Source organism: Methylobacter psychrophilus, assembly GCF_025583945.1.
GTDB lineage: Bacteria > Pseudomonadota > Gammaproteobacteria > Methylococcales > Methylomonadaceae > Methylobacter_C > Methylobacter_C psychrophilus.
The window spans coordinates 54,681-69,354 of record NZ_JAOEGU010000020.1 but is presented as its reverse complement, the minus strand read 5'-3'; the positions used below and the strand labels follow the sequence as shown (position 1 = coordinate 69,354).

Genomic DNA, 14,674 nt, shown 5'->3' with positions numbered 1-14,674 from the left:
ATCTACACGGCTACTCTCGTCGGCAGCGTCAGAGGTGTATAAGGGACAGATTTAGCCACGTAATAGACTCCAGGCGGCCCAATCTTTTTAAATAAGCCGAGCTGTTGGTTAAGTAATCCTGGTCAGTCACTGAGCCATTTTGTAGCAATACCGGCAAAGGCTTGCCGGGGGCAATATTCATTTCACCACGAATACGACGCACACCCAAAATAAAGCTCATTACCCAATTGATTTCAGCGACCGCGTTATTATCAATGCGTGCTTCATCAGCGACAGGATAAGGTTGTAGCATGATGGATTCAGCGTTCGCCGCGCCAGTTCCCGACTCGCTTGTGGCATACACACCATCCCTGGCGATAATCCCTGCTAACGGTGCCACACGTTGCCATATTTCTTCGGTGATAAACGGCATAATGGGATGCGCCAAGCGTAAAATTGACTCCAAAACTGTCAGCAGCGTTTTGCGGGTACCGCGTTGAAGAGCTGCATCATCGGATTGCAGCGATATTTTTGCCAGTTCCAGATACCAGTCGCAATATTCATTCCAGGTAAACTCGTAAATCGCTTGTGCCGCCAGGTCAAAACGATAATTATCAATCGCGTTGCTGGTAGTCGCTGTTACTTGATCCAGTCTGGAAATAATCCAGCGATCAACTTGTGTGTAGGTGCACGGTGCATCAGATAAACCGTTATCCTGTTCTTCGGTGTTCATCAATACGAAACGTGCAGCATTCCAGAGTTTATTGCAAAAATTGCGATAACCTTCGGTTCTGGCAAGATCAAAACGAATATCCCGTCCCGTAGATGCCAAAGAAGCAAAAGTGAAGCGCAAGGCATCGGTACCGTAAGATTGGATGCCATCCGGAAAATGTTTACGTGTATCTTGTTCGATTTTTTTGGCTAAATGCGGTTGCATCATACCGGAGATGCGTTTTGCTACCAAAGTTTCCAGTTCTATACCGTCGATGATATCAATCGGGTCGAGTACGTTACCTTTGGATTTGGACATTTTTTGGCCTTCGGCATCACGCACCAAGCCATGGATATAAACCTCTTTAAACGGCACCGCGCCCTGGAATTTCAGGCCCATCATAATCATCCGCGCTACCCAGAAGAAAATAATGTCAAACCCCGTTACCAGAACACTGGTTGGGTAATGCTTGGCCAGTTCCTCAGTATTTTCCGGCCAGCCCAAGGTAGAAAAAGGCCATAATGCGGAAGAAAACCAGGTATCCAGAACATCTTCATCCTGTCTGAGTGCATAGTCCGCTGATAGATTGTGTTTGTCGCGAATGTCCTGCTCAGAGTTGCCAACGTAAATATTACCCAGTTCGTCATACCAGGCCGGGATACGATGACCCCACCATATTTGCCGGGAAATACACCAGTCCTGAATATTGCGCATCCAGTCGAAATAGGTATTTTTCCAGTTGTCCGGCACAAACTTGATATCGCCGTTTTCAACCGCAGCAATCGCAGGTTCTGCCAACGGTCCAACTTTAACGTACCATTGATCAGTTAATAAGGGCTCGATAACGCTGTTGGTACGGTCGCCGCGCGGCACCATTAATTTATGATCGGCGATTTTTTCCAGCAAACCGAGTGCTTCCAGATCAGTAATCATTTGTTTACGCGCATCAAAACGATCAAGTCCGCAATATTTTTGCGGGATAAGGTCATTTTCATCTTCAGCATTGCTACGTATCGCAGCATTAACCGTTAAAATATTAATCAGGCCGCCATGCGGTAAATCCTGAATGGTCGAGGTATGGCGATGACGTGTCCAAACTTCGTAATCGTTAAAGTCATGAGCAGGCGTAATCTTGACACAACCGGTACCAAATTCAGGATCAACATAGTCATCGGCAATAATGGGAATGCGGCGACCTGTTAATGGCAGTTCTACAAATTCGCCCAGTAAATGTTTGTAACGGTCGTCATTGGGATGTATCGCTACTGCTGCATCACCCAGCATGGTTTCAGGGCGCGTGGTCGCAACTACCAAATGGCCTTGGCCATTAGACAAGGGATAACGCAGATGCCACATAAAACCGTTTTCTTCTTCAGAAAGCACTTCCAGATCAGATACCGCAGTATGCAAAACGGGATCCCAGTTGACCAGGCGCTTACCGCGATAAATCAGGCCTTCTTCATAAAGTTGTATAAACACGGCTTGCACGGCATCAGACATCCCGTCATCCATCGTAAAGCGTTCCCTGTCCCAATCCAGGGAAGAGCCCATACGCCGCAGTTGACGGGTAATCGTACCGCCGGATTCTTCTTTCCACTGCCAGACTTTTTCAAGAAATTTTTCGCGGCCCAGATCATGGCGAGTTTGGCCTTCGGCATTACATAGCCGTTCGACCACCATTTGCGTAGCAATACCCGCATGGTCGGTGCCTGGTTGCCATAAGGTGCTATAGCCTTTCATGCGATGATAGCGGGTGAGGGCATCCATAATGGTGTCCTGAAAAGCATGACCCATATGTAAGCTACCGGTGACATTGGGCGGCGGAATCATGATGCAATAAGAATCACCTTCCGGTTTGGCGGCAAAGTAGCCTTTTTCTTCCCAGGTTTGATACCAGCGTTGTTCAATTGAATGCGGAGCGTATGTTTTTTCCATGGATGCGTTATTATTTTTGTGAAAAATTAGGTAGTTGGTTGAGTTGGTTGGTTTTTTGCATGGTAACCCAAAGGATACGGCATTGGTTTGCCGTTTTACATGACCCTGATTACACGCAATTAATGCCCAATCTTATGGGTTGTTATAGTGACACCTGACTGTTGATAGTGCCGATAGCGATTTCTGCCCAGTTCTTTGGTGGCTTCGCTATTATCCAGTATCTCAAGAATACGTTCGATTTTGTCGACGTGTTTGGGGCAATGCGAAGACAGGTTTATAACGGTGTTTTGCCAATGCTCAGGTACGTCAAGTGAGCCAATCAAAATGACTTTTTCAATGACCGAGCTCGCTCCCTGCGAGCTTTCGGCATACACACCATCCTTGGCGATTGCCACGCCAGTTCCCGACTGGCTTGTGGCATACACACCATCCTTGGCGATAACTGGTAATTTGCCTGTGTAAATCTGGTGCGGAATAAAACTGCCTGCTCTGAAAGTCCAGAGCAGGTCGTCTATTTTTTGGCTTTGTTCTGTATTATCAGTGAGTACATAACAAAAACAACCGCTACGATAGGCCTTCTCGATGAGCTTGCAGGCAAACTCATCGCGTTCCTGTATCGATTGTGACGGCAGGATATAAAAGCTGACTTCAGCCATGCGCCCGGTTAATGAGGTATTGGCTTAATAATGGAACCGGACGACCGGTTGCGCCTTTGGTAGGCCCGGTGCGCCAAGCTGTACCGGCAATGTCGAGATGCGCCCAATGAAAATTTTCAGCAAATTGTGACAGGAAACAGGCCGCAGTAATAGTACCAGCGTCTTTACCACCAACGTTAGCCAGATCGGCAAAATTAGATTTGATTTGCTCCTGATATTCTTCCCACAAAGGCAAACGCCACAGGCTGTCGGTAGACGTTTCACTGGCCGCCAACAAGTCATTACACAACGCGTCATTATTTCCAAGCAAGCCGCTGGGGACACGACCCAAGGCTACCAGGCAGGCACCGGTTAACGTTGCCATGTCTATCACGACATCGGGATTAAATCTTTCTGCATAGGTTAAGGCGTCACAAAGAAGCAGGCGGCCTTCAGCATCGGTATTTAACACTTCAATGGTTTTACCAGACATACTGGTTAAAATATCGCCCGGTTTATTGGCGTCACCATCCGGCATATTTTCCGAGGAAGCAATTAAACCGATAATATTTAGTGGTAACTGCATTTGTGCCGCAGCCAGCAAGGTTCCCAGAACCGTTGCACCACCGCACATATCGTATTTCATCTCATCCATGCCGGGCGCTTGTTTTAAGGAAATACCACCGGCATCAAAAGTGAGGCCTTTGCCGATCAAGACGATGGGCTTGCCGTTTTTTTCACCGCCGCGATAATCCAGCGTAATCATTTTAGCGGGTTGACGGCTACCGCGTGAAACCGATAACAAAGCCCCCATCCCCAACTTTTCCATGTCAGCTTCTTCAAGGATACTAATATCAAGGCTGGGGTATTGCTTGCCCAACTCAAGCGCTTGCTCGGCAAGGTAGGTTGGCGTACAGATATTACCCGGCAAATCACTTAACAGTTTGGTCAGATTGACGCCTTCGGCAATGGCTTTGCCTTGAGTCAGGCCTGCTTGTGCAAGTCCACGTTCAGCTTCTGGCGCGGTAATGCTGATTTTTTCAATTTTACTGTCCGTTTCTTTATTTGATTTACAGGCAGTAAATTGATAAATGGCATCGCTGAACACTTCGATTATTTGGCGGGTTTTCCATTGTCGATCAGCATCAATAACGTCAGCATCTGCCAAGCTACAGGCAACCGATTTAATGGATGTTTTTTTCAGGCTGTTAATGGCGGCAAGCAGTGCTTTTTTGTAGTTTTTGCCAGATAAGGCTTTGTTTTCACCCAGTCCGACCAGCAAAATACGTTCAACAGAGCTATCCGGGATAGTATTTATTAATACAGTTTCGCCATTCTTACCGCTAATGTCACCACGGGCAAGAATTTTGTTAATCAGTCCTTGAGTATTATCGTTGACTGAGTTTGCAGATGCGCTGAGTTGCAGGTCCTGGTAAACACCGACAATAAGACAATCACATTGCAATGTTTCTAATGGTGCAGTTTCTATAGCATATTCCATAATTTAACTCATAATATTTGCTGATTAAAAATCTTATCATGATCGGACATAATGAGTGTCACATCAAAATAAGCTGTTTACCTTTAATTATACAACCAATAGCTGTCCTAAACAGCTACAGAGGTTTTTTTTTCAGAGAATTAATCGGAAAGGATAGGACAGGGTGCCCTGATTTTGGTGAGTTTTTGAGGATGTTGGCGTGTGTAAGTATGGATATAAAACTGACTGGCAGGCGAACCTGATATTGGTTTCGTGGTTTTTACGAACGGAAAATAAATGTCGAAATATAAGGCTTATAGAGCCTGTAAGGTTTAGAGGGGTTAAGCTAACTGAAATAATTCTTTCATTATATGTTCAACACCCCAAGATACCAGCAAGCCCAAAAAAACCATTGTTAGTGAGGCATAAATAATAGTAGAGGTATTGATCTGGTCGTTTTTGGTGATGTGTTTATTCATAACGATTAGCTCACAATAACGATTCAATAGGCTCATTGTGATGATACTTCGTTAAAGCATGATGACATTTTTATGATAGTTTTGTGACAAAACCGTGTTTGAAATTGATTGGGCAATATTAATGATTGGCAGCGTTAATTCGGTAAGCCTTTTTCATGGCTTTGTTGGTCCGGAAGTCATATAAAGTTTATTGCCGTGGATGGCTAACAACATAACAAGGGACAGGCATCAAAAACAGCGGGTTACGAATAGCGCGTTCTCTTGTATTTCTAGCAAGAGAAAGTTCGCTCATCTTTTTAACCAACTATAAAAATAGATCAGGAAATTCCGGCGAGATGATGAAAACGGGTAACAGGATTATCGGCTTTGTTTATCGTCATTAGTAAAAAATTGCGACTCCTCGTCTGCTTCGCTCGTTTCAACTCAGCAAGGGGTTGAAATATGATTGACTTGACAGCGTTTCGTAAAGTCTGCATTTTTATTACGTTACGTGAAAATACAAACCCTACAGCTATCGCGTGCTAAAAATCATCACTACGCTGCAGCTCTGTTTCTACGATTTTCAGCGCCGGTCATCAAAATTTAATCTGATTGTCATTGTACGTTCACAAACTTGACACGTAATTGACACGTTGTTTGATTATTGTATCTGCATCTTTAATTGAGCTATGTGACTACCCATGAAAAAAATAGATACAGCAATACTCATTAAACCGACTAAAAAACTGGAATGTTTTTTGGCAGACTCAGAGGCTTTGATAAAAGAAGCTCAGGCATTACGTTACCGGGTTTTTGCACAGGAAATGGGAGCTAAGTTAAAAACCGAATCTGAGGGCCTGGATTATGACGAGGTTGATAGTTATTGCGATCATTTAATTGTGTATGACAATACCAATAAGAAAATAATTGGTTACACGCGTTTGCTAACTCAACATCAAGCTAAACAACTGGGACGATTTTATTCGCAGGATGAATTTAACCTGGATCAAGTTCTGGCATTGCCCGGTCGTTTCCTGGAAATAGGTAGAACTTGCATAGACCCTGATTATCGAGGTGGTGCAGTGTTAACCACGCTATGGTCGGCATTAGTGCAATACGCATTGGAAGGTGAGTTTAATTATTTGCTGGGTTGCGCCAGTATCACTCCTGGCCCCAGTGGCTTTGCCGTGGATGCCGTTTATCGAAATATTGATTCTAAAAATATTGCGCCTGCATCCTTGCAAGTTAAACCCAGCATTCCAGTACCGGACGTATTACGATGTCAACGTGATGAATCGGGTATTCCGCCGTTACTTAAGGCCTATTTGCGTTTTGGAGCGCTGATTTGCGGCGAACCCTACTGGGATAAAGATTTTAACTGTATGGATTTATTTGTATTATTGCCACTGGATCAATTAAAAGATCGTTACAGTAAACACTATATGCGCGGCTATATCGCCAGGGACGGCGTGTATGCTGCAAGCCAGTCGGGAACTGGCGCAGCGATCGCCAGGGATGGTGTGTATGCTGCAGGTCAGTCGGGAACTGACGCAGCGATCGCCAGGGACGGTGTGTATACCGCAGGCATTCCAGGAGTAACGCACGGCGCAGGCGACTAATGAAATTGAAACTGCGGTTACTTTATAAACTTTTTCTTATTGTTCTGCTGTTTAGCTATGGATTAATCATTGCCGGAGGATTATTCCCATTACTTAAATTACTGTGTTCGATAAATAATGACAAAAATAAACGTAATAGGCTAAAAACCCATTGGCTAAAACTATTTAGCGCTATTATGAATCTGGATATTGTACTGGAAGGCAAATTACCACAACCTGGTACTTTTTTGGTGAGTAATCATATTTCCTGGTTGGATATTATTATTATCGGACAGTATTTACCGGCATATTTTGTCGCCAAAAGCGACATTTTAAGCTGGCCGATTATCGGTTATTTATCGAGGCAGGGCGGTACTGTTTTTATTCGCAGGGGCGACAAAAAGCACATTAAAGCCACGACTGAACAAATGCTCTGGATTTTAAAACAAAACAACAATATTATCGCTTTTCCTGAAGGTACAACCACACAGGGAGATGATGTTTTGAGCTTTCATGCGTCGTTATTTCAACCGGCATTATTAACCAAGTCAGCCATTCAACCGGTCGCGCTTCAATATTACGGCATAGCAAAACAACAAGTGCCTTTTGTTGGTGATGATGATTTTCTTCCGCATTTAATAAAAATGCTGAGTTTGGATAAAATTGCAGTACGCGTTTCTTTTTTACCGGTAATTAACAGTTCAGGAAGTGATCGTCAATCAGTTAGTATTGAAGCCAGAGAATTGATATTAAAGGTAATAGCGAACAATTTATTAGTGGATGATTTAAATCAGCAGCCTGTGAAATCTGCTTTTTCACAACAAAAATAATAATAACAATGAAATAATTAAGTGAGTTCTTGTTATTGTAGTTTTATTGTAGTTTAATAGCTACGCTTGAACCTCCTTTCAAGTAAAACTCAGAGATACTTATTATGAAACTAAAAAACAAAACTAAAGTTCTGGCTGCGGCCATTGCTTTTGCTGGTATGACTTACTTACCCCAGGTAAGCGCGAGTACCGTTAATTTATTTGCTGATGATGAGTCAGGCTTTGGAAGTTCTACGCTGGCCCATGGTGCCTTCACTGATTGGTTCGACTTTGCAGTAGATGATGTTTTTTCCCTTGCTGCAACCGGACAGTCTCTCAAAACTAGTGTGTCTAAGGGTACTGAATTGTATTCCTTAAACCTTTATGAGTTAGATCACACTACCCTGATTAACTCTGGTTCTGTAAGCAGTTTTTCAGCAGGAAGTGTAACGGCTTTTCTTGCTACAAACTTTGCGACCCCTTTGCTGGCCGCTCATGGGTATTCTTTAGGCGTTACCGGGTTTGTATTTAGTCCAAGTAAAGGAAGTTATTCTGTTTCCTTGACAACTGCAGCTGCGGTTTCAGGACCAACAGTACCTTTCGTACCTGTTGCCGCTGTACCATTACCAGGTGCGGTTTGGTTAATGCTGACAGGCATTGTCGGTCTGTTCGGTTATCAAGCACGCAACAAGAAAACGGCTTAATTCGCACTACTGAATTAAATCGGGATCTTTTAAATATGCCGCCCATGCAACAATGCATGGGCGGCTTTTTTCAAAGGGCTTACCGCTATTTAAATTAAACAATACGCTTGGTCTTAGCATTAGTATTGGCAAACACATTCATTAAAAAAATTATTCTTAATTTTCCGGTTTGACGGATTGCAATTATATGTATTAAAAACCAACAAAAAGTGCTATCAATTATTTGATAGGGTTTGGGAATAAAATATGCGAATAAGACAGCTTTTAAATTTGCTCTTTAATGATCAACACCCGCTTCAGCAAATGTAGACATTTCATTTAAAAATACGACTGCTGATTGTAATAATGGATAAGCCAGAGCAATTCCGGAGCCTTCACCCAGGCGTAAATCCATGTTTAACAGGGCCTTGGCCTTAAACTGATCCAGTAAAGCTTGATGTCCTTGTTCGTTGGAAGCGTGGCTAAATACACAATAATCGAGTACTTGCGGATACAGTTTACTGGCAACCAAAAGGGCAGTACTGGCTATAAAACCATCGACTATAATCAACATTCCGCATTCGGCAGCTTTAAGATACGCACCGACCATCATGGCGATTTCAAAACCGCCAAAAGTGGCCAACACTTCTAAAGGCTGAGTTAAGCCGTTATGCTGATTTAACGCTTGCTGTAATACGCTTAGTTTATGTTGTAGCTGATCATCATTTAATCCTGTGCCACGACCAACGCATTGCGCCAATGGCAGAGCAGTTAAACAGTGCATCAATAAAGCGGCGGATGAGGTATTGCCGATACCCATTTCACCAAAACCAATACAGTTACAGCCGTTGTTAAATTGCTGTAAAACCTGTTCCGCTCCGGCTTTTAAGGCTTGGGTGCAAGCCTCAGTGGTCATTGCCGGGTGCGTTAAAAAATTTTGGGTTCCTTTACCAATTTTTGCAGTAATCAGTTTGGGGTGACTGGCCAAATCGGCATTGACCCCGGCATCAACAATCAATAATTCCAGTTGGTGTTGCTTGGCAAAGACGCTAATTGCGGCACCTCCTGACAAAAAGTTGGCGACCATTTGTGCGGTAACTGTTTGCGGATAGGCACTGACTCCCGCTTCAACAATGCCATGGTCGCCGGCAAAAATGATGATACAGGGTTTGTTTAAGCTGGGGGTGAGCGTGTTTTGACATAAGCCGATTTGTAAGGCTAACGATTCCAGTTGGCCTAATGCTCCCAAGGGCTTGGTTTTCTGGTCTATTTTTGTTTGTAATAAGGAGGATAGTGTTTCAGAGCGGGGAGAAATAACAAAATCTAGGGGCACGGGGTATTCCAGGTGTTTTCAAATAGTAAGGTGTTAATATTTTTACGCTCTTCCCAGTGTTGCTGTTCCAACATCGGTTTTTCGTAAAATTGTTCGACGTGTCCCAAACATAAAATGGCGAAGGGGCGACTGTCTTCAGGCATATTCAATAATTTTTTCAAGGCTTCCGGTTCAAACATGGACACCCAGCCCAAGCCCAAACCTTCTGCCCGTGCTGCCAACCACATATTTTGTATGGCGCAGGCCAGTGATGCCAAATCCATTTCCGGCAACGTACGACGACCAAAAATATATTGATCACGCTGTTCACAAAGAGCGGCGACCAACACAACCGGACACTCCATAATACCTTCTACTTTTAGCTTCATAAACTCGTCTTCACGCTCATTTAAGGCTTGGGCGGTAGAGATACGTTCCTGTTCGACCAAGCCATGAATGGCTTTGCGTATGTCGGGACAACTGATACGAATAAATCGCCACGGCTGCATAAAACCAACACTAGGAGCATGATGTGCCGCATCAAGCAAGCGGATTAAAATTTCCGGAGCTATGGGGTCCGATAAAAAATGGCGCATATCACGGCGCTCATATATGGCGCGGTAAATGGCGGTACACTCGGCATCTGAAAAACGATTTTTGTTCATGGGTAGATTGATTTGTTATAGTGATTCTGAAAACAATGATTGAGCCACGAAAAACAACAAAAAATCAGGCAATTATATTGTATCAAGGTAAGTCAGGTATTCGTTTGCTTTGCTAAACATTATACGGGTGAGCGGCTTCAAAGCCGTGTACTTTGGCTTTGGTTGTAAATACGGGGGGTGTCCAGTTTGCTGATTCTTGTCCGGCTATAAACCCTGCCAGCCAGTGCGCCTGATTGCGAATTGGTAAAATAAAGGCATAAAGTTTACCGTTGGGAAATTCTGCGACATCACCCAAGGCATAAATAGATTCATCAGAGGTTTGCATGGATTGATTAACTTTGATCCCTCGTCCTACTTCCAAATTGGCAAGTTCTGCCAGTTCCGTACGGGGTTTAAAGCCGCAAGACACAATCAGCGCATCAAATTCTATGGTTACATTGGTATCCACACAAACTTTATTTTCTTGCTTGGAAAATCCTTTTACGTTTTGGTTGAGTAAGACTTTTACTCCCGACTTTTGTAACACCTCAAGTAACAAAGCAGAATCTTCGGTAACCAACTGGCGTTCCATTAACCTGTCCATTGCATGAAACAAAGTAACAGGATCTCCGGAAACCGCTAAATCCGAGGCAACTTCACAACCGATTAAGCCGCCGCCGATAATCGCCCAGGCAGGCGGGCGGTTTTGACGGGTAATTTCACTGCGAAACTTACGCAGGGCTTTTAAATCAGTAAGGCTGTTTAAACAAAAAAACAGCTCATTATAGGGTCTAAACAGCGGCGGTATAAAAGCGGCAGAACCGGTGGCAAGTATCAGTTTATCGTAGTGTAGCGGGCTATCATCTTGAGATGACGAAGTCACTGTTTTGTCAGTACGATTAATAGCCGTTATCTTGACGCCACTGATAACATTGATGTTATTGGCGCGCAGTTTATCGAAGGTTTTAAGAATAATAGTTTGCTCAATATCATCTTTGCTAAAACCACGGGATAACAAGGGGCGTGAGTAATAACCGGAATTTTCTCCGGTTATTAAGGTAATCTCGTCATCTGTTGAGTAGGACCGGCATTTCTCGGCAAAACTGACTCCGGCTATACCTGAGCCTATGATGATAATACGCATAGTGCCCCGAATTAATCCAGCAATATATATTCGCTTTTTTCTACGCCGCATTCAGGGCAGCGCCAATCATCAGGAACATCTTCCCAGCGCGTACCCGGTGCAATGCCGGTATCTTCATCACCATCGGCTTCGTCATAAATATGACCGCACACTTCACACACGTATTTTTTATAATCAGACATTATTATTTACTCTTAATTACTAGTTAAAAATCAATTCTACCGGATTGTAGCGTAAATTTAATGGTATCTTTCTATGTTAATTTTCAAGGCTCGTTAATATTCTGTTTAAAGGGGAGATAAGATGCGGCATCCTGTTTATAAAGTTGCACTGCTTTTTGTTCTTCAGTTAAAAACCGGTCGATTGCTTTTGCAAACCGGGCATCTTTAAGCCAATGTGCAGAATAAGTCGTGATTGGCTCAAAGCCACGAGCAATCTTATGTTCGCCTTGCGCGCCAGAATCAAAACGCTTTAAATCATGCTCAATGCAATAATCCAGTCCCTGATAATAGCAGGTTTCAAAATGCAGACTGTTATAGTCCTCAAAACAACCCCAATAGCGACCATATAAAGTATCGGCACCGATAAAACTGAGCGCTGCTGCAATAATTTTATCGCCTTTAACTGCCAGAACAAGCAATAATTGCTCACCCATGGTTACCGCTATTTGTTTAAAAAATGCCAGGTTTAAATAAGGCTGCGAGCCTCTTTTTAAATAAGTCATCGTGTAAAGTTCAAAAAACACCTGCCATTGACCATCACTGACATCCGGTCCTGCAATGCGTAACAAATGAACATCTTGTTCGCTTACCCTGCGGCGTTCACGTTTAATCATTTTACGTTTACTGGCGCTTAAGGTTTGCAGGAAATCATTAAAATCCCCGTAACCCTTGTTAAACCAGTGAAACTGTACGCCCTCGCGAATACTTAAATTCAATGACCGCAACAGGTCTACCTGTTGCGGGTCAGGGAACAAACAATGCCATGAAGAAATGCCACGCTGCTCTGATAGTTGTTTTATAAAAGTCAGTAAGGTACGCGTAATTTCAAGCTGATCCGGCTCTTCCGTTTTACTAACAATACGCGCTCCCTGGCAGGGCGTCAGAGGGATGGCAGTCAACCATTTTGGATAATAATCAAGTCCATGTTGCTGATAAGCTTGGGCCCACTGATGATCGAATACATACTCGCCCCAGGAATGCTGTTTAAGGTACAACGGCATAAAGGCAATTAATTTATGATTATCCAACACCAGTAAATGCGCAGGCAACCAACCCGTTTCCCCGGAAACACAACCGCTTTTCTCCAGTGCCAATAAAAATTCATGGCGCAAAAAAGGGTAAGTATGACCGGTAAGGTCATTCCAGTCTGCGCTGGCAACTTGGGTCATACTACTGATTTGTTTTACTTCCATTTTTAAAAACAGTACAGTTAAAACAACAGAATAACATCAATTCATTAAACGCATAGCCCATAAATATTTTTATTGGCTTACTGAATATACTAAAAAAATATATTTCAACGGTTAATGCAGGTAGGTTGTAATTTACTTTGCGTAGCCATCTCTCTCCATGCACAGAGCTTGTGTACTTTGGTGTTTGTTTTTACCAATCGACTCCAGTTTATTAAAAGCCTGGAGCAGCTTGACGTCAGAACTGACAGCCTCAATACAAGTCCCTGTTTCTGGAATTATTAACACCTGTTTACGGATTAAATCAACATGCTGAGATCGTGGAGCCTGAAAATGGATTTTAGCAAGGCCTCAGGTCTTGCTGTCTATCTGCAAATAACGCAAAAAATTATTATCGACATTCAACTGGGGCGATTACCGCCTTCCACCATGATGCCGGGAAGCAGAAAGCTGGCTGATAGTTTGAATATCAACAGAAAAACTATCGTGCAAGCCTACGATGAGTTGGTGGCGCAAGGCTGGTTGTCTACAGAAAGTCGTCGGGGCACCTTTGTTTCGGCCAAGCTCCCATCAAGCCATATTGCCGAAAACTTATGCACTGAAACCGTAACTTATACACCATCCGCAGTTACAGAGGCGCCCTCTTCACAGGGAAATGTTATTGATTTTAATGACGGTATTCCTGATACCCGGTTGATTCCGTTTGAAGTGCTTTCCAGAGCCTTTCGTCATGCGCTGGTGATATCCGCAAGAGCCAATCGTTTAGGCTATGATGACCCTAAAGGTATCTTGGCGCTCCGTAAAGCGATTGCTGCCATGCTCAATATGGAGCGGGGTTTACATGTGGGGGTTGATCATATTTGCATGGTACGCGGCAGTCAGATGGGTATTTTTCTTGCGGCAAGATTATTGACGCGGCCTAATGATTGTATTGTCTTCGAGCGGCTGACTTACCCGCCGGCACGTGAGGCGTTTAAATCTTGTGGTGCCAACGTGTTGAGTGTGGGGCAAGATGAATACGGCATTAACGTAGAGGAGTTGGAGCAGTTATGCAAACAGCAAACGATACGTGCCGTCTATGTCACGCCTCATCATCAATTCCCTACGACCGTGATGATGACGGCAGAGCGCAGGCTCAAGCTGTTAATGCTGGCAGAGCAATATGATTTTTCCATCGTTGAAGATGATTATGATCATGAGTTTCATTTTTTACACCATCCGGTATTTCCACTGGCGAGTACGGATCGTGCAGAACGAGTGATTTATGTCGGTTCATTATCCAAAGTTCTGGCGCCTGGTTTGCGTATTGGCTATCTGGTCGCGACTGCCGCTTTTATAGAGCGCTGCGCCGCTGAAATTATGTTGATAGATCGCCAGGGTAATTCAGTCACCGAATTGGCGGTTACCGAGTTGATGGATGCCGGTGAAATCAAGCGCCATATTCGTAGAACTTTTAAAATTTATAGCGAGCGTCGAGCTACGCTGGAGCAGCTCATCCATCAGGAGCTGAGTTCACTGGTTGATTTTGAATTACCGTCAGGTGGTTTGGCATTTTGGCTGCGGCTCAAAAAACCCATTACTATCGATAATCTGGCTGAACGTGCTTTCTCCCAAAAGGTACGTATTTTGCCCGGCTCACTTTTTACGGATGACAATGAAGCGACTCAAGCCATCAGACTAGGCTTTGCCAGCCTGAACAAGCTTGAGTTGACGGAAGGTATTCAACGTCTTAAACGCGTCTTGAGTGCGCCATAACTGTCATCTGGACCAGTCAGGTTTCTAATACTGGAGGTTACAACTAGACCAGTAAGCCTTTACTATTAATCCTGACATTATCACTGTGGACACCTCCGCAGAGATTTTTACATTACAAA

The 14,674-nt window shown here is 43.8% G+C and carries 12 protein-coding genes and 1 pseudogene; 4 read left to right on the top strand and 9 right to left on the bottom strand.

The features are described 5' to 3' along the window. Positions 1-52: 52 nt before the first annotated feature. The 4 genes and pseudogenes from N7974_RS11315 to N7974_RS11300 form a co-directional block, all read right to left on the bottom strand. Positions 53-2,626: pseudogene (locus N7974_RS11315) on the bottom strand (valine--tRNA ligase); the annotation flags it as partial. A 119-nt stretch (positions 2,627-2,745) separates the two neighbouring features. Next, on the bottom strand, positions 2,746-3,282 hold the full coding sequence (locus N7974_RS11310) for a DNA polymerase III subunit chi (RefSeq protein ID WP_262965721.1): 537 nt from the start codon (positions 3,280-3,282) through the stop codon (positions 2,746-2,748). Further along, positions 3,275-4,762 carry a leucyl aminopeptidase gene (locus N7974_RS11305; protein ID WP_262965720.1) on the bottom strand — a complete coding sequence of 496 codons (1,488 nt, stop codon included), beginning with the start codon at positions 4,760-4,762 and terminating at the stop codon, positions 3,275-3,277. The genes N7974_RS11310 and N7974_RS11305 overlap by 8 nt, the downstream gene beginning before the upstream one ends. Positions 4,763-5,082: 320 nt before the next feature. Continuing rightward, positions 5,083-5,220, bottom strand: coding sequence for a hypothetical protein (locus N7974_RS11300; protein ID WP_262965719.1), 138 nt, complete (start codon positions 5,218-5,220; stop codon positions 5,083-5,085). 680 nt (positions 5,221-5,900) lie between these two features. On the opposite strand from N7974_RS11300, the gene N7974_RS11295 reads away from it, so the two are divergent. The 3 genes from N7974_RS11295 (at position 5,901) to N7974_RS11285 (ending at position 8,310) form a co-directional block, all read left to right on the top strand. Continuing rightward, positions 5,901-6,818, top strand: a complete 918-nt coding sequence (locus tag N7974_RS11295; RefSeq protein WP_262965718.1) for a GNAT family N-acetyltransferase — start codon at positions 5,901-5,903, stop codon at positions 6,816-6,818. Next, positions 6,818-7,627, top strand: coding sequence for a lysophospholipid acyltransferase family protein (locus N7974_RS11290; RefSeq protein WP_262965717.1), 810 nt, complete (start codon positions 6,818-6,820; stop codon positions 7,625-7,627). The genes N7974_RS11295 and N7974_RS11290 overlap by 1 nt, the downstream gene beginning before the upstream one ends. 104 nt (positions 7,628-7,731) lie before the next feature. Continuing rightward, a complete protein-coding gene (locus tag N7974_RS11285; protein WP_262965716.1) occupies positions 7,732-8,310 on the top strand; it encodes a hypothetical protein in 579 nt (192 codons plus the stop codon). Between the two features lie 277 nt (positions 8,311-8,587). Here N7974_RS11285 and cobT read toward each other — a convergent pair whose 3' ends face one another. The 5 genes from cobT to N7974_RS11260 all read right to left on the bottom strand — a co-directional run bounded on the left by cobT (position 8,588) and on the right by N7974_RS11260 (position 12,803). Next, the gene (cobT, locus tag N7974_RS11280) at positions 8,588-9,622 is read right to left on the bottom strand and encodes a nicotinate-nucleotide--dimethylbenzimidazole phosphoribosyltransferase (protein ID WP_262965715.1); all 1,035 of its coding nucleotides are present in this window, start codon (positions 9,620-9,622) and stop codon (positions 8,588-8,590) included. Then, positions 9,613-10,266 carry a 5,6-dimethylbenzimidazole synthase gene (gene bluB, locus N7974_RS11275; protein ID WP_262965714.1) on the bottom strand — a complete coding sequence of 218 codons (654 nt, stop codon included), beginning with the start codon at positions 10,264-10,266 and terminating at the stop codon, positions 9,613-9,615. The genes cobT and bluB overlap by 10 nt, the downstream gene beginning before the upstream one ends. Before the next feature lie 112 nt (positions 10,267-10,378). Continuing rightward, on the bottom strand, positions 10,379-11,389 hold the full coding sequence (locus N7974_RS11270) for an NAD(P)/FAD-dependent oxidoreductase (protein WP_262965713.1): 1,011 nt from the start codon (positions 11,387-11,389) through the stop codon (positions 10,379-10,381). An 11-nt stretch (positions 11,390-11,400) separates the two neighbouring features. Then, positions 11,401-11,571 (bottom strand): rubredoxin, encoded by a 171-nt coding sequence (locus tag N7974_RS11265; RefSeq protein WP_262965712.1) that lies wholly within the window; start codon positions 11,569-11,571, stop codon positions 11,401-11,403. An 83-nt stretch (positions 11,572-11,654) separates the two neighbouring features. Then, positions 11,655-12,803, bottom strand: a complete 1,149-nt coding sequence (locus tag N7974_RS11260) for a GNAT family N-acetyltransferase (protein ID WP_262965711.1) — start codon at positions 12,801-12,803, stop codon at positions 11,655-11,657. Positions 12,804-13,133: 330 nt separating this feature from the next. Here N7974_RS11260 and pdxR point away from each other — a divergent pair, with 330 nt between their 5' ends. Then, positions 13,134-14,555: a MocR-like pyridoxine biosynthesis transcription factor PdxR gene (gene pdxR / locus N7974_RS11255; RefSeq protein WP_262965710.1), complete on the top strand. Its 1,422-nt coding sequence runs from the start codon at positions 13,134-13,136 to the stop codon at positions 14,553-14,555. Positions 14,556-14,674: the final 119 nt, after the last annotated feature.

Coding starts and splice junctions, on each gene's coding strand:
- bluB (WP_262965714.1), bottom strand. CDS start 10,266: ATGAACAAAAATCGTTTTTCAGATGCCGAGTGTACCGCCATTTACCGC.
- N7974_RS11260 (WP_262965711.1), bottom strand. CDS start 12,803: ATGGAAGTAAAACAAATCAGTAGTATGACCCAAGTTGCCAGCGCAGAC.
- N7974_RS11300 (WP_262965719.1), bottom strand. CDS start 5,220: ATGAATAAACACATCACCAAAAACGACCAGATCAATACCTCTACTATT.
- N7974_RS11265 (WP_262965712.1), bottom strand. CDS start 11,571: ATGTCTGATTATAAAAAATACGTGTGTGAAGTGTGCGGTCATATTTAT.
- N7974_RS11305 (WP_262965720.1), bottom strand. CDS start 4,762: ATGGAATATGCTATAGAAACTGCACCATTAGAAACATTGCAATGTGAT.
- N7974_RS11270 (WP_262965713.1), bottom strand. CDS start 11,389: ATGCGTATTATCATCATAGGCTCAGGTATAGCCGGAGTCAGTTTTGCC.
- N7974_RS11285 (WP_262965716.1), top strand. CDS start 7,732: ATGAAACTAAAAAACAAAACTAAAGTTCTGGCTGCGGCCATTGCTTTT.
- N7974_RS11290 (WP_262965717.1), top strand. CDS start 6,818: ATGAAATTGAAACTGCGGTTACTTTATAAACTTTTTCTTATTGTTCTG.
- pdxR (WP_262965710.1), top strand. CDS start 13,134: ATGGATTTTAGCAAGGCCTCAGGTCTTGCTGTCTATCTGCAAATAACG.
- N7974_RS11295 (WP_262965718.1), top strand. CDS start 5,901: ATGAAAAAAATAGATACAGCAATACTCATTAAACCGACTAAAAAACTG.
- N7974_RS11310 (WP_262965721.1), bottom strand. CDS start 3,282: ATGGCTGAAGTCAGCTTTTATATCCTGCCGTCACAATCGATACAGGAA.